Source organism: Streptomyces sp. P13-3-3 (assembly GCF_050571355.1).
Lineage (GTDB): Bacteria > Actinomycetota > Actinomycetes > Streptomycetales > Streptomycetaceae > Streptomyces > Streptomyces althioticus.
This window is the reverse complement of record NZ_CP192228.1, coordinates 5,086,919-5,110,815: the sequence shown is the minus strand read 5'-3', so window position 1 is coordinate 5,110,815 and position 23,897 is coordinate 5,086,919. Positions and strand designations below refer to the sequence as shown.

Annotated in this window: 21 protein-coding genes; 8 read left to right on the top strand and 13 right to left on the bottom strand. The window is 71.9% G+C overall.

What is annotated here, in order from left to right; all coding sequences use genetic code 11:
* Window positions 1-56: 56 nt before the first annotated feature.
* The 4 genes from ACQZOG_RS23125 (at window position 57) to ACQZOG_RS23110 (ending at window position 4,543) form a co-directional block, all read left to right on the top strand.
* Window positions 57-1,124 (top strand): glucose-1-phosphate thymidylyltransferase, encoded by a 1,068-nt coding sequence (locus ACQZOG_RS23125; protein WP_033277132.1) that lies wholly within the window; start codon window positions 57-59, stop codon window positions 1,122-1,124.
* The gene (gene rfbB / locus ACQZOG_RS23120) at window positions 1,121-2,095 is read left to right on the top strand and encodes a dTDP-glucose 4,6-dehydratase (protein ID WP_033277131.1); all 975 of its coding nucleotides are present in this window, start codon (window positions 1,121-1,123) and stop codon (window positions 2,093-2,095) included. The genes ACQZOG_RS23125 and rfbB overlap by 4 nt, the downstream gene beginning before the upstream one ends.
* A 223-nt stretch (window positions 2,096-2,318) precedes the next feature.
* Entirely contained in the window at window positions 2,319-2,537 is a 219-nt protein-coding gene (locus tag ACQZOG_RS23115) for an MbtH family protein (RefSeq protein ID WP_033277130.1), read from the top strand.
* 236 nt (window positions 2,538-2,773) lie between these two features.
* Window positions 2,774-4,543 (top strand): AfsR/SARP family transcriptional regulator, encoded by a 1,770-nt coding sequence (locus tag ACQZOG_RS23110; RefSeq protein WP_203549980.1) that lies wholly within the window; start codon window positions 2,774-2,776, stop codon window positions 4,541-4,543.
* Between the two features lie 182 nt (window positions 4,544-4,725).
* On the opposite strand, the gene ACQZOG_RS23105 is transcribed toward ACQZOG_RS23110, so the two are convergent.
* Window positions 4,726-5,547: a 4'-phosphopantetheinyl transferase family protein gene (locus tag ACQZOG_RS23105; protein ID WP_430741762.1), complete on the bottom strand. Its 822-nt coding sequence runs from the start codon at window positions 5,545-5,547 to the stop codon at window positions 4,726-4,728.
* 46 nt (window positions 5,548-5,593) lie between these two features.
* Window positions 5,594-6,556, bottom strand: coding sequence for a TauD/TfdA family dioxygenase (locus ACQZOG_RS23100; protein WP_051724633.1), 963 nt, complete (start codon window positions 6,554-6,556; stop codon window positions 5,594-5,596).
* A gap of 277 nt (window positions 6,557-6,833) precedes the next feature.
* On the opposite strand from ACQZOG_RS23100, the gene ACQZOG_RS23095 reads away from it, so the two are divergent.
* On the top strand, window positions 6,834-7,379 hold the full coding sequence (locus ACQZOG_RS23095; protein ID WP_033277127.1) for a flavin reductase family protein: 546 nt from the start codon (window positions 6,834-6,836) through the stop codon (window positions 7,377-7,379).
* Between the two features lie 46 nt (window positions 7,380-7,425).
* On the opposite strand, the gene ACQZOG_RS23090 is transcribed toward ACQZOG_RS23095, so the two are convergent.
* Window positions 7,426-8,535, bottom strand: coding sequence for a LuxR C-terminal-related transcriptional regulator (locus ACQZOG_RS23090; RefSeq protein ID WP_078493032.1), 1,110 nt, complete (start codon window positions 8,533-8,535; stop codon window positions 7,426-7,428).
* 169 nt (window positions 8,536-8,704) lie between these two features.
* Window positions 8,705-8,965 carry a hypothetical protein gene (locus ACQZOG_RS23085; RefSeq protein WP_033277126.1) on the bottom strand — a complete coding sequence of 87 codons (261 nt, stop codon included), beginning with the start codon at window positions 8,963-8,965 and terminating at the stop codon, window positions 8,705-8,707.
* Between the two features lie 442 nt (window positions 8,966-9,407).
* Between ACQZOG_RS23085 and ACQZOG_RS23080 the strand changes: the two genes are divergently transcribed.
* Window positions 9,408-9,626 (top strand): MbtH family protein, encoded by a 219-nt coding sequence (locus ACQZOG_RS23080; protein WP_033277125.1) that lies wholly within the window; start codon window positions 9,408-9,410, stop codon window positions 9,624-9,626.
* Window positions 9,627-9,730: 104 nt separating this feature from the next.
* Here ACQZOG_RS23080 and ACQZOG_RS23075 read toward each other — a convergent pair whose 3' ends face one another.
* From ACQZOG_RS23075 to ACQZOG_RS23045, 7 genes are all read right to left on the bottom strand, one after another.
* A complete protein-coding gene (locus ACQZOG_RS23075; RefSeq protein WP_051724632.1) occupies window positions 9,731-10,030 on the bottom strand; it encodes an acyl carrier protein in 300 nt (99 codons plus the stop codon).
* Window positions 10,031-10,181: 151 nt separating this feature from the next.
* Window positions 10,182-11,864, bottom strand: coding sequence for an acyl-CoA dehydrogenase (locus ACQZOG_RS23070; protein ID WP_430741761.1), 1,683 nt, complete (start codon window positions 11,862-11,864; stop codon window positions 10,182-10,184).
* The gene (locus tag ACQZOG_RS23065; RefSeq protein WP_051724631.1) at window positions 11,861-13,756 is read right to left on the bottom strand and encodes an acyl-CoA dehydrogenase family protein; all 1,896 of its coding nucleotides are present in this window, start codon (window positions 13,754-13,756) and stop codon (window positions 11,861-11,863) included. Before ACQZOG_RS23065 ends, ACQZOG_RS23070 begins: the two co-directional genes overlap by 4 nt.
* Entirely contained in the window at window positions 13,753-15,531 is a 1,779-nt protein-coding gene (locus ACQZOG_RS23060; RefSeq protein ID WP_051724630.1) for a fatty acyl-AMP ligase, read from the bottom strand. The genes ACQZOG_RS23065 and ACQZOG_RS23060 overlap by 4 nt, the downstream gene beginning before the upstream one ends.
* A gap of 60 nt (window positions 15,532-15,591) precedes the next feature.
* Entirely contained in the window at window positions 15,592-16,299 is a 708-nt protein-coding gene (locus tag ACQZOG_RS23055) for a thioesterase II family protein (protein ID WP_203549981.1), read from the bottom strand.
* A gap of 289 nt (window positions 16,300-16,588) precedes the next feature.
* On the bottom strand, window positions 16,589-18,991 hold the full coding sequence (locus tag ACQZOG_RS23050; protein WP_051724704.1) for an ABC transporter permease: 2,403 nt from the start codon (window positions 18,989-18,991) through the stop codon (window positions 16,589-16,591).
* A gap of 5 nt (window positions 18,992-18,996) precedes the next feature.
* Complete coding sequence (locus tag ACQZOG_RS23045) at window positions 18,997-19,767, bottom strand: ABC transporter ATP-binding protein (protein WP_033278123.1); 771 nt, start codon at window positions 19,765-19,767, stop codon at window positions 18,997-18,999.
* A 126-nt stretch (window positions 19,768-19,893) separates the two neighbouring features.
* Here ACQZOG_RS23045 and ACQZOG_RS23040 point away from each other — a divergent pair, with 126 nt between their 5' ends.
* Window positions 19,894-21,111, top strand: coding sequence for a sensor histidine kinase (locus ACQZOG_RS23040; RefSeq protein WP_033278122.1), 1,218 nt, complete (start codon window positions 19,894-19,896; stop codon window positions 21,109-21,111).
* A complete protein-coding gene (locus ACQZOG_RS23035; protein ID WP_033278121.1) occupies window positions 21,096-21,743 on the top strand; it encodes a response regulator in 648 nt (215 codons plus the stop codon). Before ACQZOG_RS23040 ends, ACQZOG_RS23035 begins: the two co-directional genes overlap by 16 nt.
* Before the next feature lie 136 nt (window positions 21,744-21,879).
* Here ACQZOG_RS23035 and ACQZOG_RS23030 read toward each other — a convergent pair whose 3' ends face one another.
* Window positions 21,880-22,824 carry a TauD/TfdA family dioxygenase gene (locus ACQZOG_RS23030; protein WP_093547247.1) on the bottom strand — a complete coding sequence of 315 codons (945 nt, stop codon included), beginning with the start codon at window positions 22,822-22,824 and terminating at the stop codon, window positions 21,880-21,882.
* Between the two features lie 14 nt (window positions 22,825-22,838).
* The gene (locus ACQZOG_RS23025; protein ID WP_033278120.1) at window positions 22,839-23,879 is read right to left on the bottom strand and encodes a MupA/Atu3671 family FMN-dependent luciferase-like monooxygenase; all 1,041 of its coding nucleotides are present in this window, start codon (window positions 23,877-23,879) and stop codon (window positions 22,839-22,841) included.
* Window positions 23,880-23,897 lie beyond the last annotated feature (18 nt).

Genomic DNA, 23,897 nt, shown 5'->3' with positions numbered 1-23,897 from the left:
CCGTCCCTCTCACGCACCGTCCCTCAGCGGCTCGACAGCACAGTATGGAGAGTTCCATGAAAGCTTTGGTCCTGGCCGGGGGCGCGGGCACCCGGCTGCGCCCGATCACCCACACCTCGGCCAAGCAGTTGGTGCCGGTGGCGAACAAGCCGGTGCTCTTCTACGGCCTGGAGGCCATCGCCGAGGCCGACATCGTCGAGGTGGGGATCATCGTCGGTGACACCGCCGAGGAGATCCGTGAAGCCGTAGGTGACGGCGCCCAGTTCGGTCTGAAGGTCACCTACATCCCGCAGGCGTCCCCGCTCGGACTCGCCCATGCGGTGCGGATCGCCCGTGACTTCCTCGGCGACGACGACTTCGTGATGTACCTCGGCGACAACTTCATCGTCGGCGGTATTCGCTCGCTGGTCGACGCCTTCCGCACGGATCGGCCCGACGCGCAGATCCTGCTCACGCGGGTCACCGACCCGACGGCGTTCGGTGTCGCGGAGCTCGACGCCGCGGGAAACGTGGTCGGCCTGGAGGAGAAGCCGCTGCGGCCCAAGAGCGACCTCGCCCTGGTCGGTGTCTATCTCTTCACCCCGGCGGTCCACGAGGCCGTCCGTGTCATCGAACCGTCCTGGCGCGGTGAGCTGGAGATCACCGACGCCATCCAGTGGCTGATCGACCACGGCCGCACGGTCCGCTCGACCGCGATCTCCGGCTACTGGAAGGACACCGGCAACACCGCCGACATGCTGGAGGTCAACCGCTCCGTCCTGGAGACGCTCGACCCGTTCGTGCACGGACGGGTCGACCAGGGCTCCGAGGTCATCGGCCGCGTGGTGATCGAGGAGGGCGCCGAGGTCGTCGGCAGCCGGATCGTCGGCCCGGTCGTGATCGGCGAGGGCACGGTCGTGCGCGACGCCTACATCGGCCCGTACACCTCGGTCTCCGCGCACTGCCTGATCGAGGAGAGCGAGATCGAGTACTCCATCGTTCTGCGCGGTTCCTCGGTCCGCGGTGTCCGCCGGGTCGAGGCCTCGCTCATCGGCCGTGACGTCGAGGTCACGCCGGCTCCCCGTACCCCGTCCGCCCACCGGCTCGTGCTCGGTGATCACAGTAAGGTCCAGATCTCGTCGTGAGCTCCCGGATACTCGTCACCGGCGGTGCCGGTTTCATCGGCTCCCACTACGTGCGTACGCTGCTGGGCCCCGACGGCCCGGGCGACGTGTCGATCACCGTGCTCGACCTGCTCACCTACGCGGGCAATCCCGCCAACCTCGCCGAGGTCGAGGACCATCCCGACTTCTCGTTCGTGCACGGCGACATCTGCGACGCCGGCCTGGTCGCGAAGCTGATGGCCGAGCACGACGAGGTGGTGCACTTCGCCGCCGAGTCCCATGTCGACCGGTCGATCGACGGCGGCGCCGAGTTCGTCCGGACCAATGTGGTCGGCACGCACACGCTGGTCGAGGCGGCGCACCGGGCGGGCGGCCGTACGTTCGTGCATGTCTCCACCGACGAGGTCTACGGCTCGATCGACGAGGGCTCGTGGCCGGAGACGCACCCGCTGTCCCCCAACTCGCCCTATTCGGCGTCCAAGGCCGCAAGCGATCTGCTCGTCCTGTCCTACCACCGCACCCACGGCCTGGACGTGCGGGTCACGCGCTGCTCCAACAACTACGGGCACCACCACTTCCCCGAGAAGCTCATCCCGCTGTTCGTGACGAACCTGCTCGACGGCAGGAAGGTCCCGCTGTACGGCGACGGCGGCAACGTCCGCGACTGGCTGCACATCGACGACCACGTCCAGGGCATCGACCTGGTGCGCACCCAGGGCAGGCCGGGCGAGATCTACAACATCGGCGGCGGCACCGAACTGTCCAACAGGGAGCTGACCGCGCTGCTGCTCGACGCGTGCGGTGCCGACTGGGAGACCAAGGTCGAGTACGTCGCCGACCGCCCGGGCCACGACCGCCGCTACTCGGTCGACTGGGGCAAGATCCGCCGCGAGCTCGGTTACGCGCCGCGCAAGGACTTCCGCGCAGGGCTCGCGGAGACCGTGCGGTGGTACCGCGACAACCGCGCCTGGTGGGAGCCGCTGGTCGCGTAGCTGTACACCCCACCGCTCGCCGGCCCGTGGTGGACCGGACCTGGCGTGCGGACGAACGCGGCGGCAGCTTCCGGCCAGAGGTCACTCCCTGCCACCGCGTCACCCCGTCACCGCGCTCGCCGTGAGCGACGCGCGGGCCCCCCCGCCGGTTGCCGCAGGATTCGTATAGAGCCGGGCGCGACGATCGTGCGGACCGCAATCACTGACGTGTGAGGTGGAAACCGTGGCGAATCCGTTCGAGAACGACGAGGCAACCTACTACGTACTCGTCAACGATGAGGGGCAGCACTCCCTGTGGCCGGCGTTCGCGGAGATCCCGGCCGGCTGGAAGGCCGTGCACGGCGAGGACACCCGCACCGCCTGCCTGGAGTACGTGGAGCAGAACTGGACCGACATGCGGCCGCTCAGCTTGGTGCACGCCATGGCCGGTGCCGACGTCTGACCCGGCCGCCCGGAGGGGCCGCGGTGGCAGCTGCCACCGCGGCCCCTCGGCGCACTCCGGCCCGGCCCGCTGAACGAGACAACGTGCCGGGAGGCCACGCCGCCGCGCTCGCAAGGTCCTGTCACCGCAGCCTCCTGACAGGCCCCGAACCCCCCGAACGGGCTCGTCCGCTCACAGACTGGGCAGCGGAAAGCATCCAAACAGGGGGTGTCATGGACTTCCGGATTCTCGGTCCGGTGGAAGCCCGCAGAGACGGCGAACCGGTCGTTCTGTCGGGGACCAAGGTCAAGACGGTGCTTGCGGCTCTGTTGCTCGCCCGGGGACGGGTGGTCTCCGACGCGCAACTCAGCCAACTGCTGTGGGGGTGGAGCCCGCCGGCCACGGTGAGTGCGCAGATCTACACCTACATCTCGCGGCTGCGCATGCGGCTCGGCGAGAGCGTGCGGATCGAGCGCCGGCTGCCGGGCTACGCGCTGGACACCAGCAACGCCCGGGTGGACTTCCTCGAGTTCGAGCGGCTCAGCCGGCTCGGCACCGAGGCGCAGGAAGCGGGCGACGTGGAGCGGGCCTGCGCGCTGCTGCACGACGCCCTCGACCTGTGGCGCGGCCCCGCGCTGTCGAATGTCACCGAGTTCCTGGCCGACGCCGAGCTGCCCCGCCTGGAGGAAGCCCGCGCAGTGACGCTGGAGAACCGGATCGAGGCCGATCTGGAACTGGGCCGGCACCGTGAGGTGATCCCCGAACTCACCGCTCTGGTCGCCGAGTTCCCCGTGCGGGAGCGGATGCGGGCGCATCTGATGAAGGCGCTCTACCAATGCGGACGGCAGGCCGACGCGCTCACCGCGTACCACGAGGGGCGCCGGGTGCTCGCGGACGAGCTGGGCGTGGATCCGGGCGCCGAGCTGACCTCCGTCTATCAGGCCGTCCTCACCGGCGACCCCCTGGTGGCAGCGCCCGCCCGCCGCGCGGCGGTGCGGACGGCTCCCCCCGCCATGCTGCCCGCGGACATACCGGACTTCACCGGCCGGCGGGCCGAGCTGGCCGAGCTGCGCCGGCTGCTTCCGCCGGCCGAGGACCGGTCCTGGCACACCCGAAGGTTCCTGGTGGCGGGCATGCCGGGCATCGGCAAGACCGCACTCGCCGTACGGGCGGCCAACGAGTGCATCGACGACTTCCCCGACGGCCAGTTGTACGTGCATCTCAGACGCCCGGACGGCCTGCCCGTCGATCCGCGTGACCTCCTGGTCGGGATGCTGCGCTCCCTCGGGGAGCCGGTGGGAGCCGGAGAGTCGAACCTCGACGAGTTGGTCAGGCTGTACCGGACCCGGACCGCGGGGCGGCGGATCCTCATCCTCCTGGACGACGCGGTCAGCGAGCTGCAGCTCTCCCCGCTCCTGCCCGGGGCACCCGAGCCGGGCGTGCTGATCACCAGTCAGACGCTGCTCGGGCCGATCGGCGGACTGCACACCCTTGTGCTGTCACCGCTCAGCGCCGAGGAGAGCTTCCAGATGCTGTCGGCGGCCGTGGACCCGGCGCGGATCGCCGCGGAACCGCAGGCCGCGAGGGACATCGCCCTGTACTGCGCGGGCCTGCCGCTTGCCGTACGGATCGTGGCGACGCGCCTGGCTGCCCGGCCGAGTTCCTCGCTGCGACGGTTCGCGGACCGCCTCGCCGATCCGCACGGCCGGCTGCGGGAGCTGCAGGCGCGCGGGCTGTCCGTGCCCCGCAGCCTGGCGGCGGCGGTCGACCGTCTCGGCCAGGACCAGCGCAGACTGCTCCTGCTGCTGCCCCGGATCGACCGGGAGGTCTTCTCCGTGCGGTCGGCGGCCCGGTCGCTCGGTCTCGCGGCGGGGCCGCTTGAGGCGGGGCTCGAGGCCCTCGTCGACCAGGCACTGCTCAGCTTCTCGGACGAACCGGGTGAGCCGGTGTACCGGCTCAACAGTCTGGTGCGGCTGTTCGCAGGGACGAGCGGCTACGCACGGGAAGTCCAGCGGTCCGCCGCCTGAGGGCCGGACGCGCGAGGCTGTCACCCAACCGGCCGGGGTCGGGTGACAGCCTCGGGCGGGGCGAGGCGGAGGGCAGCCCCGCGCCACGCAAGACCGGTGACGGCCCCGGGCCGGGCGAGGCAGGGGACGGCCTCCGGCCGGGTACACGTCGGGTCACGCTCGTCGGCGGCGGACGAGCGGGGTCACCGCCGCGGCAGTGGTGCACCGTCCTGGACGGGCGCCTGGAGCCGCGGTTCGCCGTCCGGGACGCGCACGACCGCGGTGGCGGGGCCGGCCGTATCGATCAGGAGGACGGGGCCGCGGGCCTCGGGTTCCCTGGCCAGAGCGCCGTACCGGTCGGGGCCGAGCGGCAGGTCGCGCACCGACCACAGCTGCGGCCCGCGCGGCTCGGCGTGGGGTACCAGGACGGGCCCCGGTTCGTGGGGACGTACGTCCACGGCCCGCAGGTCCGCCACGACGCCCACGCCGCTCGCCTTGACCACGGCTTCCTTGCGGGTCCAGGTCCGGTAGTACGCGGCCGTGCGCGCGGCCTCGTCCGACAACGTCCCCAAGTAGCGCAGCTCGGACGGTGACATGACCGCGGCCGAGGTCGTCCACAGGTCCGCCGCCGGGCGCGCGGTCTCCAGATCCACGCCCACCGGCCGCTCCGCGGTGACCGCGAGCAGCCAGTGCGCTCCGCAATGGGAGAGGTTGAAGTCGAGCCCCGTGCTGGGAAACTCCAGCCGGGGCCTGCCGTGCGCCGGGTCGGGACAGCGCGGGCAGGGCCGGCGGCCCACACGCAACTCCTTCGGGTCGGCGTCGAGATAGCCGGCCAGGATGCGCCGTACCTGCGCGTGCACCTGCGCGTAGCGGGCGCCGATCGGTGCGGGGCGGCGGGCGGCGATCGCCCGTTCCTCGGGTGAGAGCACGGCGAGGGCCGCGGGGTCGACGGAGTGGGGGACCGTGCCCTGCCAGATGTGGACGGCATCGGTCTGGCGCAGGGTCCGGTACGTCGCTCCGTGCATGAACAGCTCCTGGCGAGGGGGTGGGGGCCGTGCGGCGGTGAGGCCGTCAGTTCGACATGGCGACGCAGATGCGGCGCGTCCCGGTGAAGGAGCGACGGCCATGGGCGAGGGACACGTTGTCGAGGAGCATCAGATCGCCCTGGTTCCAGGGAATGTCGACTGCGGTGGCGAAGCCGCGGCGGCAGATCTCACTCACGACGTGGTCGGGGATCGGGGATCCGTCCGCGAACGTGACGTTCCAGGGCAGTTGGTCCTCCGGCAGCATCCGCGACAGCGCGTCGCGAGGTCCGCACCCGGCCGGATGCCAGCGGTGGATCTGGTTGAACCAGACCTCGGCGCCGGTGACCGGGTGTGTCAGGGTGGCGGGACACGTGCGCGAGACCTGGATCCTGCCGTCCGCCATCCACACCCACGCGTCGCCGGTGCCGTCGAGGAGCAGCTCGACCTGCTCGCGGCGGTCGGTGCCGAAGGCGCTCTGCCAGCTCTCGCCGACTCCGGATCCGGATCCGGAGTCGGATCCGTCGTGGAGGTGGCGGATGTAGCGCACCCCGGGGGCGAGACGTTCGCGGAGCACGGGGTCGAGCGCGCCGAGCCAGGCCTCGCCGTCCACCAGCATGCTGGCGCCGCCCGTGAGCGGGGCGGTGTCGCAGTACATGGCGAGCCGGGTGGGCCAGGCATGGGTGGCACTCATCTTGTGATACGGCCACACCGTGGTCTCCGGCCGTTCCTCGGCGACGCGGCAGATGCCGCCGGTAACCCCGTCACGTGGCCGCGGGCCCGGTCCGCACCGGCTCGGGAGCAGCAGGTCGAGGACGTCGGCGAGGGTCTCGGGCGTGACGTCGAACCCGCGGAACATCAGGGCCTTTTCCTCGGCCAACACATGCGTCAGTTCCTGCGGCCCCCACTCGGCCAGGCGTTGGACCAGTTCCTCAGGTCCGCCGATGCCCTCCGGGTCGATCTCCAGCGGCGTCCATGGCTCCACGATCACCACACGGCCTTTCTCCGGCATCGCAACACGAAGGCCGGTGGGGGGGACAGGACAGTGCGCCGACGGCCTACGACTCGTCGTTCATCAAAGGGCGGCGGCCTACGGTATTCCTATGCCGCGCGTCCTTCGATTCCGCTGCCACCGTCCTGGCCGAGATCGGACGCCGGGGATCGCGCAGCCGTCCCGGCCCGACCGGGCCGGGCTCGTGTAGACCTCGTGTAGGGGACGCGGAGACCGTGATCGTCCGGCGTGCGCCCCGTGGCGCGTCGACCGTTGCCCCCTGCCCTGTGAGGTTCGCGTGAACACAACCGCCACCGCCCTCCGCTTCGACCGGAGCCGCTTCCGTGACGTGCTCGGCCGCTTCTGTACGGGGGTGACGATCATCTCCGCCGTGCACGAGGGCGCGCCGGCCGGCTTCGCGTGCCAGTCCTTCGCCTCGCTGTCCCTGGATCCGCCGCTGGTGTCGTTCGCGGTGTCCAAGACGTCGGCGACCGGGGCCCGGATCGAGCAGGCGGGCGTCTTCTGCGCGACGGTGCTCGGCGCCGACCAGGCCGATCTGTGCCGCAGGTTCGGCCGGTCCGGCGGGGACAAGTTCGCCGGGGTGGCCTGGAGTCCGGCCGACGTGACCGGGTCGCCGCGGCTGGCCGGCGGAATCGCCTGGGTGGACTGCCGGATCGAGAAGGTGATCCCGGCCGGCGACCACCGGATCGTGGTGGGACGGGTCATGGACCTGAGCGCACCCGAGGGCACCGAGGACGCCGGTCCGCTCCTGTACTACCGGGGCGGGTTCCTCGGGTCCCAGTCCGGCCGGCGTGCCGTGGCCGGTCCGGTGGCAGCCGCCTGAACTGTACGGCGGTTCCGTCGCCCGACGGCCCGGCGCGTACGGCCGCTCAGCAGCCGGCCAGGCGGCTGCCGGCCGGAGGCGTGCCCCCCGGTGCCGTCGTGGTCCTGGACGGCGCCAGGTCGAGCAGCTCGGTCACGCCGCCCTCGTCATCCGGACTCTCGCCGATCCAGCCCAGGCGGGCCGCCCGCAGGCCGGCCTGGAAGCGGCTCTTGGCACCGAGCCTCGCCATCAGCTCCGCGGTGATCCGGCGGCCCGTACGCACGGAGACCCCGAGCTTGCGTGCCACCCCCTCGTCGGTGAGCCCCTCGCTGAGCAGCCGCAGAACGGCACTCTCCTGACTGGTCAGGCCGTTGTCGTCGGTGCTCGTGCGCTGCCTGCGGCCCGTGGTGACGGGGGCCGCTCGCTCCCACACCATCCGGAACAGCTCGGACAGCGCGGCGAGTATGCCCCGGCCCCGGAACAGCAGCGCCCCATCGGCGCTGTTGTCCGGGTCCATCGGCACGATGGCCGCCTCGCCATCGAAGATGATCATGCGGGCCGGCAGCGAGGCCACGGTCCGCACGTCGTTGCCCAACCCGACGAGCCAGCGGGCGTGTTCGACGGTCGCGGGGTCGTTGTAAATGCTGTCCAGGTAGATGGTGCGCATGGTCACACCACGGTCGCGCAGCGCCTCGGTGAGCGGGCGGCTCGCCTCGCGGTTGTCCGAGGTCTGGTGTCCGCCGGGGGCGAAGGCCACCAGACTGCGTTCGCAGCCGGCGCTCAGCTCCTTTATGCGATCGCGAATCCGGTCGATGCCGTGAAGCTGTTCCACCTCATTCCGCTCGCTGCGGCTGCGCAGCGCCGTGAACTCCGCGGCGAGCCGCACCACTTCCACCCGCGTGTCGGCTATCTGGCGCTGCCGGGCGAGCAGATCCGACTCCTGGCGCGCCAGCAACGGCTGGAGAGCGACGTCGGGACTGATCGCGTGCAGCCTGCCGGGGGTCTCCCACGAGGGCCGGATCAGACCGAGGCGCACGCACTCGTCGAGCGCTCCCCGCACCAATTCCACCGGTCGGCCGACCAATTCGGCCAATTCCTCGACCGAACCACCCGAACTCAGTAATGACGCTCTGTAGACCTCGCCTGCCACCGCACTCAACCCGATGAGCTCAAGCACGTGTCCCCCACCCCGTCGTCGAACGAAAGTCCTTTTCAAGCCTGTCGCGACGGGGGCAGACTAACACGCATCTCTAGAACGGGCGTTCTCTTTGACGTCGGCGTCCGATGGCGGGGGGAACGAATCCTTCGGGCCCGACGGAAGACCATCGGGCGGAGTCCGCCGGGAATCACTGCCAGCCCGGCTCGCTCGGCGGCGTCTGCCAGCCCGGCTCCTCGAGCACCCCGGAGACGATCTCGCCGGCCTCCGGCAGCGGCGTCTGCCAGCCCGGCTCCTCGAGCACCCCGGAGACGATCTCGCCGGCCTCCGGCAGCGGCGTTTGCCAGCCCGGCTCTTCAGCGAAGGCGGTGCCCACAGTCGCGGGCCCGAACACCAAGGCGATCACGGCGACGGTGATGACGGAGACCTTCTGGAATGCCGCGGACTTCATTAATGAACTCCCATTTCTTCCGGATGTGGATCGCCGAACACTTTCCGTTTGCTGTCGGCACCCTCACCCCTGCTCGGGGCGGCGCCTTTTGCACAAGAAGATTTTTGCCTTCGGGATCCGCACTTCTCCAGCAATTGGCGTGACAGCCTGCTGCGTTGGCAGACAACTGACAGCACTTTCCGTCACCGTCCGAGGAGCCGCTCACCGCCGATTGCCGCGCCTGCCAGCGGAATCCGCCACCGCCGTGGCCGGATCACCGCTCCCGGCGTCACGGGGGAAGCAGGTTCTGTTCCCGCCGCTCCCCTTTGTCCTGTGGCAGGTTACGGCCATCGGGACGGCCCGGGGCCGTCACCGGAGGAAGGGGGCGTCTGTAGGAATGCTGTAGAGCCGCGTTCCACTCTCGTGCCGACCGCAGTTCCGCACGCACTTGTGAGGTGGCATCGTGGCCAATCCGTTCGAGAACGACGAGGCGTCATACTTCGTGCTCGTCAACGACGAGGGCCAGCATTCGCTGTGGCCGGCGTTCGCCGAGGTCCCGGCGGGCTGGCGGAAGGTGCACGGTGAGGACACCCGCGCCGCCTGCCTCGCCTACGTGGAGGAGAACTGGACCGACATGCGTCCGCTCAGCCTGGTACGCGCGATGGAAGCCGACGCGGCGTGAGCTGTGCGCACAAGGGGCCGCGGTGGGATCACCACCGCGGCCCCTTTCCTTTCGGGACGTGCCCCCGGCCCGGGGGATGGTCGCCCGAGGGCACGGCCGGTCCGTCAGGCGGCCTCCGGCCGCTCGTCCGCGCTGACGGGATCCGCCAGTTCGGCCGCCAGGTACTCCGCGAGCCGGGCGATGGTCGGGTAGTCCCATATCGCGGCGGGATCGACGGCCGTGCCGAGCCGCTCCTCCACATCGGCGGCGAAGGCCACCACCGCGATGGAGTCGAGACCGTACTCGCCGAGGTCGCGGTGCGGGTCGACGGGCTCGGACAGGTCCGGCAGGTACTCCGCGACGCGGTCGACGAGCCAGCCCTGGAGCTGCGCGGGGTCGGTGGGGTCGAAGGCGAACGTGGTCATCGGGGTCTCCTCTGGATCGGCGGTACGGGCGGACGCTCGGCGTGAGCGACGGGACATGCGGAGGGAGGGCGGGGCGACGGGTCCTCGCGACTCGCCGCCGTACGAGACCGGTGGGACGGGCGCGGATCCGGCGGACGGCCGGGCAGCCGCCTCACGCGTACGGACGGGCGCTGAGCCCGAAGGACACGCGACGGTCGTACCGGTCCACCAGTTCCTCCATCAGCGCGTCCTCGATCTCGGGCGGCAGTTGCGCGCCGGACGGCCGCTCGACGGCCGACAGGCGGGTGAGCGCGGCCGCGAGCCACTGCGGCCGGGCGAGGAAGTCACCGGACGGCGCGGTGCGGTGGACGCCCAGGCACGCGGCGGCGGCGAGGGCCACGGTGTAGCGGGCCGCGAGCCGGCGCACCGGCACCTCGGCGTCGATCGCGAGCTGCCGTGGCCGCAGGGCGGTGCCGGCCTCGGTGAGCGCCGTGAAGGCGCGGACGTGTTCCTCGGCGAGCGGGCGTACGGCCGACGGCAGCTCCTCGTCGAGCACGGTGGGCAGCGAGGCCGCGAGCGGGTCCCGGCCGCCGGCGACCGACCGCAATCCGGGCAGGTCGAGTTCGGGCAGGTCGGCCTCCGCGGCGAACAGGGCGTCGGGTGCGGGCGCCGGGTCGCGCCGGGAGCGGCCGAGCAGGCCCGGCAGCTGAGGAAGCAGCGCGGACAGGCAGGCCGCGCGGGCGATATGGGCGAAGGCGACCGGCTTGATGTCCCGGGCGAGCTTCTGGAACACGGCGTGCTCGCCGTCGCGCCGGTAGAACTCCGAGCCCATCACCGTGGACAGCCGCTCGACGGCGTCCGTGAGCACGCCCGCGACCAAGTACTTCATTGTGGGTGCGTGCACGCTGCCGGCCTGTGGGCACAGCTGCAGGGCACGGGTCGCCGCCCGGGACAGCGCCTCGCAGACCAGCAGGTCGGCGAAGGCCTCGGCCAAGGTCGTGCGCACCATGGGGATGGCCGCCGCCTGCCGACCGTAGAGCATGCGCCGCCGTGTGTGGTGCAGCGTGACGCGCAGGGCCGTGTCGAGCACGGCGGTGCTCATCGCCGGAAACGCAATCCGGGTCACCTGGAAGGCGCGGACGACCGTGTCCACGCCCGTGCCCTCGGCGCCGAGCAGCACCCTGTCGGGCACCTCGAGGCCAGCCGCCTCCATGCCGCCGAGCCGCAGTCCGCGCATGCCCACGGAGCGGAACCGCGGCAGGATGCGCACCCGCGCCGGGTCGAGCAGGTCGGCACCGAAGAAGAGCAGGGAGTGCGAGCGCGGTCCGTTCGACGCGTCCGTGCGGGCCAGGACGACCAGGGCGTCGGCACGGTCGAAGTTGGAGATGGACTCCTTGCGGCCGCTCAGGCGCAGGACGCCGTCGGCGCGCTGCGCCGCGAAGGAGCTCGCCGAGATGTCGTTGCCGTGGGCCAGTTCGTGGACGGCGCAGGTGATCCTGCGGTTGTCGAGCAGCAGGTCCGCGGCCTCGCGGCGCTGGCCGGGCGATCCGGCGGTCCAGACGTGGACGGTGGGCAGAAGCTGCCCGCCGCGGCCCAGGCCGAGGGCCGGGTCGCGGCGGTACACCGAGCGCATCAGCTCGACCATGTGGTCAATGCGTTCGAGCCGACCGCCGAGCGCCCGGGGCACGAACTCGGCGTGCAGGCCGAAGTTGTCCAGGGCCGCCTCGGCTGCCGCCGCCGTCTCCTCGCGTTCGTCGGCGGCGACGGCCGCGGCGAAGCCGGCCGGATTGCCGGCGTCCCAGGGGTCGCCGAGAAGTTTCTCCAGATGGTCCGTACGGGACCCGATGTCGATCACGCTGCCTCCACGTCGCGTGCGGACCCGGGGCCGTCGGCGGACGGCGCGTCGGGCAGGACCACCGGGGCGTCCGTCGCGGTGACGTCGAACATCGTCGCGGGGACGTCCGGCGCGGCCGTCAGGAGGGTGCCGAGCTCCTCGTACACCCGCGTGGCCTCGGCCGGCGCGGCGTCCAGGCCTTCGAGCACCACGGCCAGGCAGCCGCGCAGCCACAGAGCGTCCCTGCCCCACGGCCCGTCGCGCAGATCCGGCCGGGCCCGGTGCAGCGCGAGGGCGGCGGCGCCCGCGAAGCACCACTCGTAGCGCTCGGCGAGCCGCATCGCGGCGGTGCTCGGTGCGCCGCCGGTGGGACGCAGCGCACCGATGTCGCGGCCCAGCCGTTCCCAGGCCGCGATCAGAGCGCGGGCCATGGCCGTGGCGGCCGGCTCCCGGTCCTCCGCGGCGAGTTCGGCCACCAGGCCGGGCAGGGCGCCGAGCAGGGCGTCGCGCGGAGCCATCAGGCGGAGGCGGTCCGTGTCGAGCGGGTCGAGCGGATGGTCCGCGCGCAGCCAGTGCGCCGGGGATGGGGCACCGGACGGGTCCGGCCGGCGACCGGGGCGCAGCACGGGTAGCACGGCGGCGAGGCCGGCCCGGTTGACCCACGTACTGCCGTCGAAGAGCGGGACGACCTGATGGTCACGCTCCAGCTTGGCGAAGGCCCCGTATCCCTCGACTCCGGTGAGAAACCCGCGGGCGCCCAACAGGTCACCGATGAGCCGGAGTTGGGCTTGGATCTGGTTCGGCACGAACGCCTTGGCCACGGCGGAGACGACGCTCAGCTGCTCCGGGGTCTGATGGGCCGCCCGCGCGGCGGTGTGCGCGACGGTCTCGGCGAGGAACTGCCGGGCCACGGCGCGGCCCGCGGCGTCGCGTGCGTGCGGCAGATCGGCCAGCAAGCGCCCGTACAGGCGTCGTTCACCGAGGAAGCGGCGCAGGAGCGCGAGGGCGTGATCGCCGGCGCCCAGGGACAGCGAAGTACACACGATGCGGGTCAACTGCAGCGATTTCAGGACGAGTTCGATACCGCCGCCGACCTTGCCGACCAGGGCGTGGGCGGGCACCCTCGCCCCGTCGAACTCCAGGCCGCTGATGTCGGCGCCCCGGATGCCGTGCGTGGGCATCTTGGGCAGCGGACGCACCGTCCCGGCAGGGGTGGCGCGCTTGTCGATCAGGAAGAGGCTGAACCCGCGTGAGCCACCGCCCGGTTCGGTGCGGGCGAGGACGCACATCAGGTTGCCCCGGGTGGCGTTGTTCACCGGCCACTTGCGGCCGCTCAGGCGCCAGCCCGAGCCGTGCCGGGTGGCGGTGAGGGAACCGGCGAGCAGGTCGCTGCCGCCGCCGGGCTCGGTCAGGCCCCAGGCCACCGGCTCGCCCGCGAGGACCTGCCGGGCCAGCAGGTGGGCGGGGCCGTCCTCGCCGGCCGCCCAGACGCAGACCCCGCCGAGGAAGGTCTTGCCGTGCGCCACGGCCACCGTCAGATCGCGGGCGGCGATCCGGCGCAGCAGGGCGACGAACTCGTCGAGCCGCTCCTGCCGGCCGCCGTAGCGCGTCGGGACGTAGAACTCCGGGAGTCCCCAGGCGTCGAGCGCGGCGCACGCCTCGGCCGGGAAGGCCTCCTTCTCCTCGTGCGCGGCGAGCAGCTCGGGGTCGAAGGGGCCACCGCTTTGTGACCACTCCCGCAGGCGGGCCTCCAGACCGGCGGCAGTCGGCCGTGCGGCGGGTGCGGTGACCGTGGTCAGGTGTGCGGACGGCCCCGGCCCGGCGGCGGACGGCCCCAGCCCGGTGGCGGTCGGGCGTGCTGCGGATGCGCCGGGCTCGGGCGCGGGCTTCGCTACTCCCCCGGGCGCCGTCATCCGCGGTCTCCCGCCGGTATCGCGACGGGCTTGCCGGCCGCCGTGTAGCCGTCGGCCCACAGCGGCTCCAGCTCACCGTTGGCGTACAAGGTGCGCATGGTGCCGCGCTGGATCTTGCCGCTGGTGGTGCGGCGGACGGCACCGCGGCGCATCAGCAGCACGGCGTCGGCGCGCAGGCCGAACTCGCGGGCCACGGTGGCCCGCATGCTCGCCGCGAGGCGGACCAGCTCCTCGTTCTGCGCGCGGCGGCGGACCTCGTGGATGACCACGAGCCGGCCGTCGGTGTCATCGGCTCCGGAGGCGACGGAGACGACCGAGCCGACCGTGTCGCGCAGCTCCTCGTGCTGTCGGCGCAGTTCGTGCTCGATGTCGTGCGGGTAGATGTTCCGACCGCGGACGATCATCATCTCCTTGATGCGGCCGGTGACGTAGATCTCGCCGTCCAGCAGGGCGCCGAGGTCCCCGGTGCGCAGCCAGCCCCCTGCGTCACCGGGCTCGCCGGCCACCCGGTTGCCGAACGTGGCCTCGGTGGCCGCGGGGTTGCGCCAGTAGCCGCCGACCACGAGCTCACCGCGCAGCCAGATCTCGCCCACCGAGCCCTCCGGCAGGGCCTCGCCGGTGGCCGGATCGACGATGCGGGCCTCCAGGTGACGCGGCTCGCCACAGCTGACGAGGGTCCGTCCCGCGCCGTCGGCCGCCGGTTCGACATGGCCCGCCTCCAGCGCGCCGGAGTCGACGGTGAGGACGCGCGGGACGCGGCCCGACGTGGTCGAGATCATCAGGGTGGTCTCCGCCATGCCGTAACAGGGCGTGAGCTGTTCGGGACGGATACCGGCGGGCGCGAACCGCTCCGCGAACTCCGCCAGGACACTGGCCTTGACCGGTTCCGAACCGCTGATGGTCTGCGTCCAGCGGGACAGGTCGAGGTCGGCGATGGAGTCCTCGGGCACCCGGGTCAGGCACAGCTCGTACGCGAAGTTCGGTGCGGCGGAGAGGCCGATGTCGAAGTGGTCGACGAGTTCCAGCCAGGCGCGCGGGCGGCGCAGGAAGGCCGCCGGGGTCATCAGGGCGATGCCGCGGCCCGCGAGCAGCGGGGTCAGGATGTGCCCCATCAGGCCCATGTCGTGGTAGTTGGGGATCCAGCCGCCGTAGCGCTGGCCCTCGCGCACCGGCAGATACGTGTCGATCGCGTGCGCGTTGAGCAGCAGGTTGCGCTGGGTCACCTGGACCCCCTTGGGATCGCTGGTGGAGCCCGAGGTGTACTGGAGCAGCGCCAGGTCGTGGGGGTGCGCGGCGTGCGGCGTGAACGGCTCGGTGAGCGGCTCGGGGTCGACGTCGGGGATCAGCACGGGGACGTCGAGGTCCTCCGTCTCGGCCCAGGTCAGCACGTCGTTCAGGTCGTCGGGCCCGGTGAGCACCACGCCGATCTCGGCGTCGCGCGCGATGCCGCTCACCCGGCGCTGGTCCTGCTTGTAGCGGCCGGGCATCGACGACGGGACCGGTACGAGGCCCGCGTAGAAACAACCGAGGATGGCGACGACGAACTCGGCGGAGTTCGGGAGCAGGAGCAGCGCGCGGTCGCCGGACCGGCAGCTGCGCAGCAGGTCGACGGCGCAGCTGCGGGCGGCGCGGTCGAGCTGGTCGTAGGTCACCCACTGGGCGGTGGAAGGATCGGAGGGGTCGGGCACGATCGCGACGGCGCGGTAGTCACCGCGTGTGCGCGCGTGCTCGGTGAAGATCTCGACGACGTTCGAGGCGCCGGTCAGGTCAGCCATACTGCGCGTACTCCTGTGGTCGTGGGGTCTGTGCGACGCGATCGGCGCCGGGACGCGCGGTCAGAGACGGCGGCCCGGGAGCCAGGGGGTGAGCTGGTCGAGCACCGGCTGCTCGTCATCGAGGTAGAAGTGGCCGCCGGGCAGCACACGGGTGCCGAACGCGCCGCCCGCGCAGGCCCGCCACCGGGAGAGTTCCTCGGGTGAGACGTCCGGGTCCTCGCTGCCGCCGAGGACGAGCAGGGGCGCGCGCACCGGGACCGGGGGGGTGCGGAGGTAGCCGGCCACGACGCCGAAGTCGGCGCGGATGGAGGGCAGGACGAGTTCGAGCAGTTCGGGAGAGTCGAGCAGATCGGCGAAGTCGGCGTTGAGGCGGCGCAGTTCCTCGATCAGGCCCGCGTCGTCCAGGGCGTGCCGGTCGTGGTTCTCGCGCTCGTGCGGGGCACGGGACCCGGAGACGGCGAGCAGGTCGATGACCTGTCCGTGGCGGTGTTCGAGTTCGAGGGTGACCTCGTACGCGACGACGGCGCCCATGCTGTGGCCGAACAGGGCGAGGGGCTCGCCGAGGAAGGGCTCCAGGGCATCGGCGATCGGACCGATCAGGTCGTCCATGGAGTGGGGGGCGGGATCGCTGAGCCGGTCCTGCCGGCCGGGGTACTGCACGCCATGCACCTCGACATCGGCGGGCAGGCCCGCGGGCCAGGTGCGGTACGCCTGCGCGGTGCCGCCGGCGTGCGGGGCGCACACGAGCCGGCACCGGGGCCTCGCCACACGGCGGAATGTCCTGAGCCACCGTGATTGCGTGTGCAGATCCTCAACGGTCACTGTCTTCGCCTCCCATCGCGCTTGCGCCGACCAGCACATCCAGCGGTGCTATCCGGGCTCTATAACCGGGGGGCCGGAAAGGAGTTGAGGTGGCGGAGGCGGGGGGCGGGGCCGAGGGGGCGGGACGGGCGGGGCCGGGCGCGCAAAGGCGGCGGCCCCGGGGGTTCCCGGGGCCGCCGCCTGCGTGTCCGTCCTCGTTCCGGCCTCTCCTCCTGCCTCTCGTCTCCCCTGCGCCTTACGCCGCCTGCCGCTTGAGCGTCTTCGACGTGACCGCGATCCCCGCGAGCACCGCCGCCGCCAGCGTGCCGATGACGGCGGTGACGATGACGCCGGAGTTCAGGTGCAGGCCCACGTCCGAGGAGGTGGCCTCGGACAGGCCCGCCGCCATGCCGGCCAGCGGGGGCAGCGTGACCAGGACACCGAGGGCGGCGCCTACGGCGACGACCAGGGTGGTCTCGCCTGCCGAGGTGAACAGGAGCTGGCGGACGGTGCCACCGGCCGACTTCATCACCCCGAAGTCGCGGCGCCGGCCGTGGGCCGCCATGGCCATGCTGTTGGCGACGGCGATCACGCTGTACCCGACGGCGATGACGATCAGCATCATGGCGAGGGAATCGGTGAGCTTGGCGTCGGTGTTGTAGTCGGCCAGGGCGAACTCGACGGCGTCGTGCAGCGCCACTCCGGGCACCGCGTCCGAGGCCTTGGCGCCGGCGGGCACGAAGATGTCGTCGGTGAGGGCGGCCGGGTCGTGGGCGCGGACCAGGTCACGGGCGACCACGAAGTCACCGCGGGCGGGGTCGTCGGGCAGCACCTCGGCGACGGTGAGCGTGACGGTGGCGCCGTCCGCGAACCGGACCGGGACGTCCTGGCCCTGCTTCAGGCCCAGCTCACCGGCCATCTTCTCGCCGAGGACGGCCTGTCCCGGCTTGTTCCACTTCGGGTCCCGGCTGCCCAGGACGTCCAGGACGGTGGCCGCGCCGGCGGTCTCGGCGTCCCGCGCCTTCTCCGTCTCGACGAACGCACGGGTCGGCAGGGCGGCCTTGCCGACCGGGTTGGCGGCGACGACCTCGTCGGTGTTGCCCGGGGTGCCGTCCGGCGTGACGATCGTCTGGCCCGCGACCTTCAGCGCCTCGCCGGCCGGGTAGGCGACCCGCATCGTCTCGACCATGCCGCTGAGCAGCACCGCGAAGCCGACGGCGGCGATCACCGGGGCCACCAGGGAGGCTGCGCGTCGCGGGTTGGCGACCAGCTCGGCCCGGACCAGGACCGGGGCGGCCTTGCCGCCGCGCTGGAACGGGGCGGTCAGGATCCGGCCGACGGGCGCGACGAACACGGGAGCCAGCAGGGCCGCCGCGACGATCAGCGTCATGGTGGCGAAGATCGCCATGTTGATGCGGTCGTCGGCGGTGGAGGTGGCGGTGCCGACGGCGAGCAGGACACCGGCGCCGAGGACGGACAGACCGGCGATCCAACGACCGCGCCCCATGCCCTTGTTGGCCGAGCGGCTGTCGAGCAGCGCCTCGATCGGGGCGACCTTGGCGGCCTTGCGGCCGGCGCTCCAGGCGCCGATCACGCTGACGCCGACACCGATCGCGGAGGCCACCAGCAGCGGCCAGGCGGCGATGGTGATCTGCATGCCGGGCGGGGTGACGTCCAGGCCCTTGAGGATCGACAGCAGCAGCGGCGTCGCGGCCACACCGGCCACGCAGCCCACGACCGAGCCGGCCAGGCCGACCACGGCGGCCTCACCGAGGATCATCCGGCGGATCTGCTTCGGCGAGGCGCCGATGGTGCGCAGGAGACCGATCTCGCGGCGGCGCATCCCGGTCGACAGGACCAGCATCGAGGCCACCACGAACACCGTGGTGAACAGGCCCAGGATGGCCATGGCGCTGATCAGCTGGACGCCGAGGAAGCGCTTGTGCTCGATGTACTCGGGCTGCAGCTCGGCCCGTCCGTCACCGGAGACCACGCTGCCGTGCTCGCCGACGACCTTCTTCGCCGCGGTGACGATCGCACCGGTATCGGCGCCCTTGTCGGGGATCAGGGCGATGGTGGCGACACCGGGCTGCTGCCGGGCGGCGAACTGCTCGCTGAAGTAGTAGCCGGGTCCGTCCACGGTGCCGACGACCTTGAACTGCTCGCGGCCCTGCGTGACGTTGACGGTCAGCTCGCTGCCGACGGCCGCACCGAGGGCGCGGTCGACCACGACCTCGTCGGCCGCGGCCGGGGCCCGGCCGGAGACCAGCTCGTACGGCGCCATCCGCGCGCTGGAGAAGCCGTGCCCGGCCTCCAGGGCGCCCTCGTCGGTGACGGGCTTGCCGTCCTTGATCGCCTGGGCGTAGAAGGAGTGGTCCACCACCGCGTCGGCGACGCCCGGGACCTTCTCCAGACCGGAGACCAGTGGCTCGGCCTCGGACGTGCTCCAAGGCATCCGGTCCTTGGGGCTGCCGTCGGCGTCGACGGCCTGCGGCGGCAGGGCGAGGGCCGCGGTGCCCTGGTAGCGCGGCTGGACCTTGGCCTTGGCGGAGTCGTAGATCACCAGCGTGGTGGTGATCAGGGCCACGCCGACCAGGACGGCGACGAAGGCACCGAGGAAACCGGACCAGCGTTCACGGACGTTCGCGAGGATCAGCATGTCTCTCAGGCCTCCAGCCGGGCCATGTGGGTGGCGATCGCGGCGGCGTTGTTCACACCGGCCTGGCGGTCGAGCAGGATGCGGTCGGCGACACGGCCGTCCTTGAGGAAGACGACGACATCGGCGTGGGCCGCGGCCACCGGGTCGTGGGTGACCATCAGGGTGGTCTGGCCCTCCTGGTCCACCAGCATCCGCATCATCCGCAGCACCTCGCGCGAGGTGACGGTGTCCAGGGCGCCGGTCGGCTCGTCCGCGAAGAGGACGTCGGGGCGGGTGACGAGGGCACGGGCGAGGGCGACGCGCTGCTGCTGGCCGCCGGACAGCTCACTGGGACGGTGTCCGGCGCGCTCGGCGAGTCCGACGGAGGCGAGCGCCTGCTCGACCTCCTCACGGCTGACCTTGCGGCCGGCGAACCGGGACGGGAGTTCCACGTTCTGCGCGGCCGTCAGGGACTCGACCAGGTTGAAGGCCTGGAACACGAACCCGACGTGCTTGCGGCGCAGTTCGGTGCGCTCCTTCTCGCTCTGCCGGCCGATGTCCTCGCCCGCGAGGATGATCTCGCCCTCGGAGGGCCGCTCGAGGCCGGCCGCGCACTGCAGCAGGGTCGACTTGCCGGAGCCGGAGGGACCCATGATCGCGGTGAAGGTGCCGCGGGGGAAGCCGAGGGAGACGCCGTCCAGAGCGGTCACCTGGCGCCCGCCGGTGCCGTGCACCTTGCGAAGGCCCTGGAGTTCGACCGCGTACTGTGTGGGGGTGATGTGGCTCGTCGTCGTCATGCGTCGATTCCACCGTGCGGGGGGTGGCCGGGGCACTGGCCTGCTCTCTACTCCTGAGGTAGAGCCAGCTCTACTTCGCCGGGCACGCGGAGACAGGGTAGAGGTCTCCTGGGTACGTTGAAGCACATGCAACCAACGACGGCCTGGCAGGCCATGGCTCAGCGTCCCCTGAGCTTTCTGACCTCCAGCTGGCCCTGGCGGTCCCTCGCCTATCTGAGCGGCGGCGTGCTGGTCGGTGCCGCGGCGGTCCTCGTCTTCGCGCTCGGCCTGGCCGCGGGCCTGATCCTGCTCGTCGTGCTGATCGGCGTGGCACCGCTGGTCGGGCTGGTCCTCGCCTCCACCGTGGTGGCCACGGTGGAGCGCCGGCGGCTGCGTCTGGTGGACCTCGACCGGCTGACCGACCCGCACCGCAGCCCGGACGCGCCGGGCCTGCGCGGCTGGGTGGCCACCCGGCTGAAGGAGCAGGCCACTTGGCGGGAGCTGGTGTTCACGCTGCTGTCGGCCGCGGCCCTGTGGTGGCTCGACCTCCTGGTGCTCGGCTTCTCCTTCGGGGTGCCGGCCACGTTCATCGCCACGACCTCCGGCGAGACCTGGCCGTGGACGGTGTTCGCCGTGATAGTGCTGCTCTCCTCGCCCTACACGGTGACCTCGTGGGCCGGCGCCCGCGCCGCCATGGCCCGCACGTTCCTCGCCCCGCGGGACAAGGAGCTGGGCGAGGAGCTGCGCGAGGTGCGCGCTTCGCAGTCGCGCCTGCTGGACTCCTTCGACGCCGAGCGGGTGCGGATCGAGCGTGACCTGCACGACGGGGCCCAGCAGCACCTCGTGTCCCTGGGCATGACCCTGGGCCTCATGCGCCTGGAGGTCGAGGAGGGCTCCGCGCAGGACGAGCTGCTCACCCAGGCCGAGAACCAGCTCTCCACCGCGCACCAGGAGTTGCGTGCCCTGATCCGGGGCCTCAACCCGCCGGTCCTCGCCGACCACGGACTGGTCGCGGCGATCGAGGACTACGCGGGCCGCTTCCCGATCCCGGTGACCGTGGACCTGAAGGTGCCCCAGCGGCTGCCCAGAAAACTCGAGACGACGATGTACTACTTGATCAACGAGGCCATGACCAATATCGCCAAGCACAGCGGCGCCACCACCGCGCACGTCCACGGCCGCTACCATTCCGACCTGTTCATCCTCGACATCACGGATGACGGCCGGGGCGGGCTGGACCCTGCGGGCAGCGGCGTGACCGGTCTCGCGGACCGGGTCGCCGCTCTCGACGGCCGGATGCGTGTGTCGAGTCCGGTCGGTGGTCCCACCCTGGTGCACGTGGAGGTCCCGTGTCGCTTCGCCTGATCGTGGCCGAGGACGCCGTGCTGCTGCGCGAAGGCCTGGTCGGACTGCTGGAACGGGTCGGCCATGACGTGGTGGCGGCCGTCGGTGACGCCGACGCCCTGGTCGAGGCGGCCCGCGCCGACCGGCCCGACCTGATCGTCACGGACGTCCGGATGCCGCCCTCGCTCGGCGACGACGGACTGCGCGCAGCGGTCGAGCTGCGCACCGAGTTCCCCGGGCTGCCCGTGCTCGTGCTCAGCCAGTACGTGGAAAGGTCGTACGCCCTGCGCCTGCTGGACTCGGGCGGCGGCGCCGGGGTGGGCTACCTGCTCAAGGAGCGGGTGAGCGCGGTGGCGGACTTCACCTCCGCGATCGAACGGGTCGCCGCCGGCGGGACCGTGGTGGACCCCGAGGTCATCCAGCAGCTGGTGCAGCTGCGCCAGGACCCGCTGGAGCGGCTCAGCGCCCGCGAGCGCGAGGTGCTCGCGCTCATCGCGGAGGGCCGCAGCAACGCCAGCCTGGCCAAGCACCTGTTCATCAGCGAGGCGGCCGTGAACAAGCACATCGGCAACATCTTCAACAAGCTGGACCTCCCGGTGGACACCGAGGGGCATCGCCGGGTGCTCGCGGTGCTGGCGTACCTGCGGGCGTGAGGGCCCGCGATCTGCGGGCACGCGGCCTGTGCAGCGGGAAACCCCGCCCACCCCTGGTGAGGGGCGGGCGGGGTCGGGGGAACCGGGGCCGGGACGGGACGCCCGGCCGGGGAGGCGGCCGGGCGCGTTCACTGAGTCAGTCGCACATGGCGACCAGAATGCGGCGCGTGCCCTCGAAGGGGCGGCGGCCGTGGGCCGTCAGGACGTTGTCGATGACGAGGATGTCGCCCTCGCGCCAGTCCACGTCGACCGCGAGGTCCAGGCCGACGTCGCGGATGTGCGTGACGTACTCCTCGGGGATGGGGGTGCCGTCCGCGAACGTGACGTACTGCGGGAACTCCTCGGGCGGCAGGATGTCGTACAGCTCCTTGGCGGTCTCGTCGCCGAGTCCGGCCGGGTGCCACTGGTCGGCCTGGTTGAACCAGACCTCGACGCCGGTGACCGGGTGCGTGGTGGTGGCCTGCCGGTGCTGGACCACGCGGATGCCGTCGGGGCCCCACTCCCACTCCGCCTCGGCGGCTGCCAGATAGCGCTCCACCTCGGCCTTGTCGTCGGTCTCGAAGGTGTCCTGCCAGCTTTTGCCGAGACCGTATCCGTCGTGGAGGTTCTGCACGTAGCGGATTCCACCCGCGAAGGCCTCACGGACTTCCGGACGCAGCGAGTTGAGCCACAGCTCACCGTCCACGACCGGGGTCGCGCCACCGGATTCGGCGGCCTTCTCGCAGTAGAACGCGAGCCGCGCCGGCCATGTGCGGGCGTAGTTCAGCTCGTTGTGCATGGAGATGGTGAAGCGTTGCGGATACTCGGTCGAGGTGTAGAGGTTGCCCTTGACCCGGGTACGCGGCGAGTTGCCGTGCACATACGGCAGCCGGGTCGGCAGCAGCCGCTCCAGGACGGGGTCGATGGACTCGGGCGTGACGCCGAAGCCGCGGAAGACGAGCGCCTTGTGCTCGGTGAGCAGGTCGGTCAGGCCCTCCGCGCCCTGGGCGGTGAGGTACGCGGCCAGGTCGCGGCCCTGGGCCTCGGCCTCGGTGATCTCGCGCGGGGCCCAGGTGAGGTTCTCGCTCAGGGTGGTACTCATGACGTCTCCTGCTCCTATCGGGAGATGAACTCGTTCAGCTTGCCGAGCTTGTCGATGCCGTCGAGCACGGCCCTGGACTCCACTCCGAAGTCCACCAGGCAGCCGATCTCGTCGACGCCCAAGGCCTCGACACGCGGCAGCAGTTCGGCCACCCGCTCGACGCTGCCGAAGAGACCGCCGGCCTCGAAGTAGCGGTCGAAGGCGCGGGCGGCGAGGTAGTCCATGTCGTTTGCGTTGAGCTCGGACAGGTCCATGTCCTTGCCGGTGAACGACTTGGCGGTGAGGTTGGCGGAGCTCTTCAGGTACTGGGTGAAGGGCTCGCGCACCTGCTCGCGGACCTGGTCCAGGTCGTCGCCGAGCAGGGTGTGCAGCATCAGCACGACATGGCCGGACCAGCCGTCGTGCTCCTCGGCTGCGACCCGCCGGTACTCGGCGATCTTTCCGGCGACCTCCTCCAGGGACTGGCCGAGCAGGTGGGTCAGGATGCCGGCCTTCATGCGGGCGGCGGCCCGGAAGGTGTCGACTCCGCCGGCCGAGGTCAGCCAGACGGGCAGTTCGGACTGCACGGCGGGCGGATAGGCACGGATGTCGACCGGCCGGCCGAGCCCGTCCGTGGTGGAGAGGGCCTCGCCGCGCCACAGCCGTCGCACTTCCTCGGCGATGTCGCGGACCAGAGTGCGCCGGTCGGCGTGGTTCTCCGGGCGGAGCGCGAAGTCCACGGTGTTCCAGCCGGAGGCGAAGGCGACGCCCGCGCGGCCACCGGACAGGTTGTCGACCACCGACCATTCCTCGGCGATCCGCGCCGGGTGGTGCAGCGGGGCGACGACGCTGCCCGCCCGGATGCCGATGCGCTGGGTGCACATGGCCACGGCCGCGCCGAGCACGGCAGGGTTCGGATAGGCCCCGCCGAAGGGGTCGAAGTGCCGCTCCGGGGTCCATACGGCGGCGAGCCCCGACCGGTCGGCGAGCTTCGCCCCCTCGATCAGCAGCTCGTACCGGCCGGCTTGCCCCGGGGCGGTGGAGTCGTGCGCGAAATAGAACAGGCTCAGGTCCATCGGCGGTCCTTACACGTG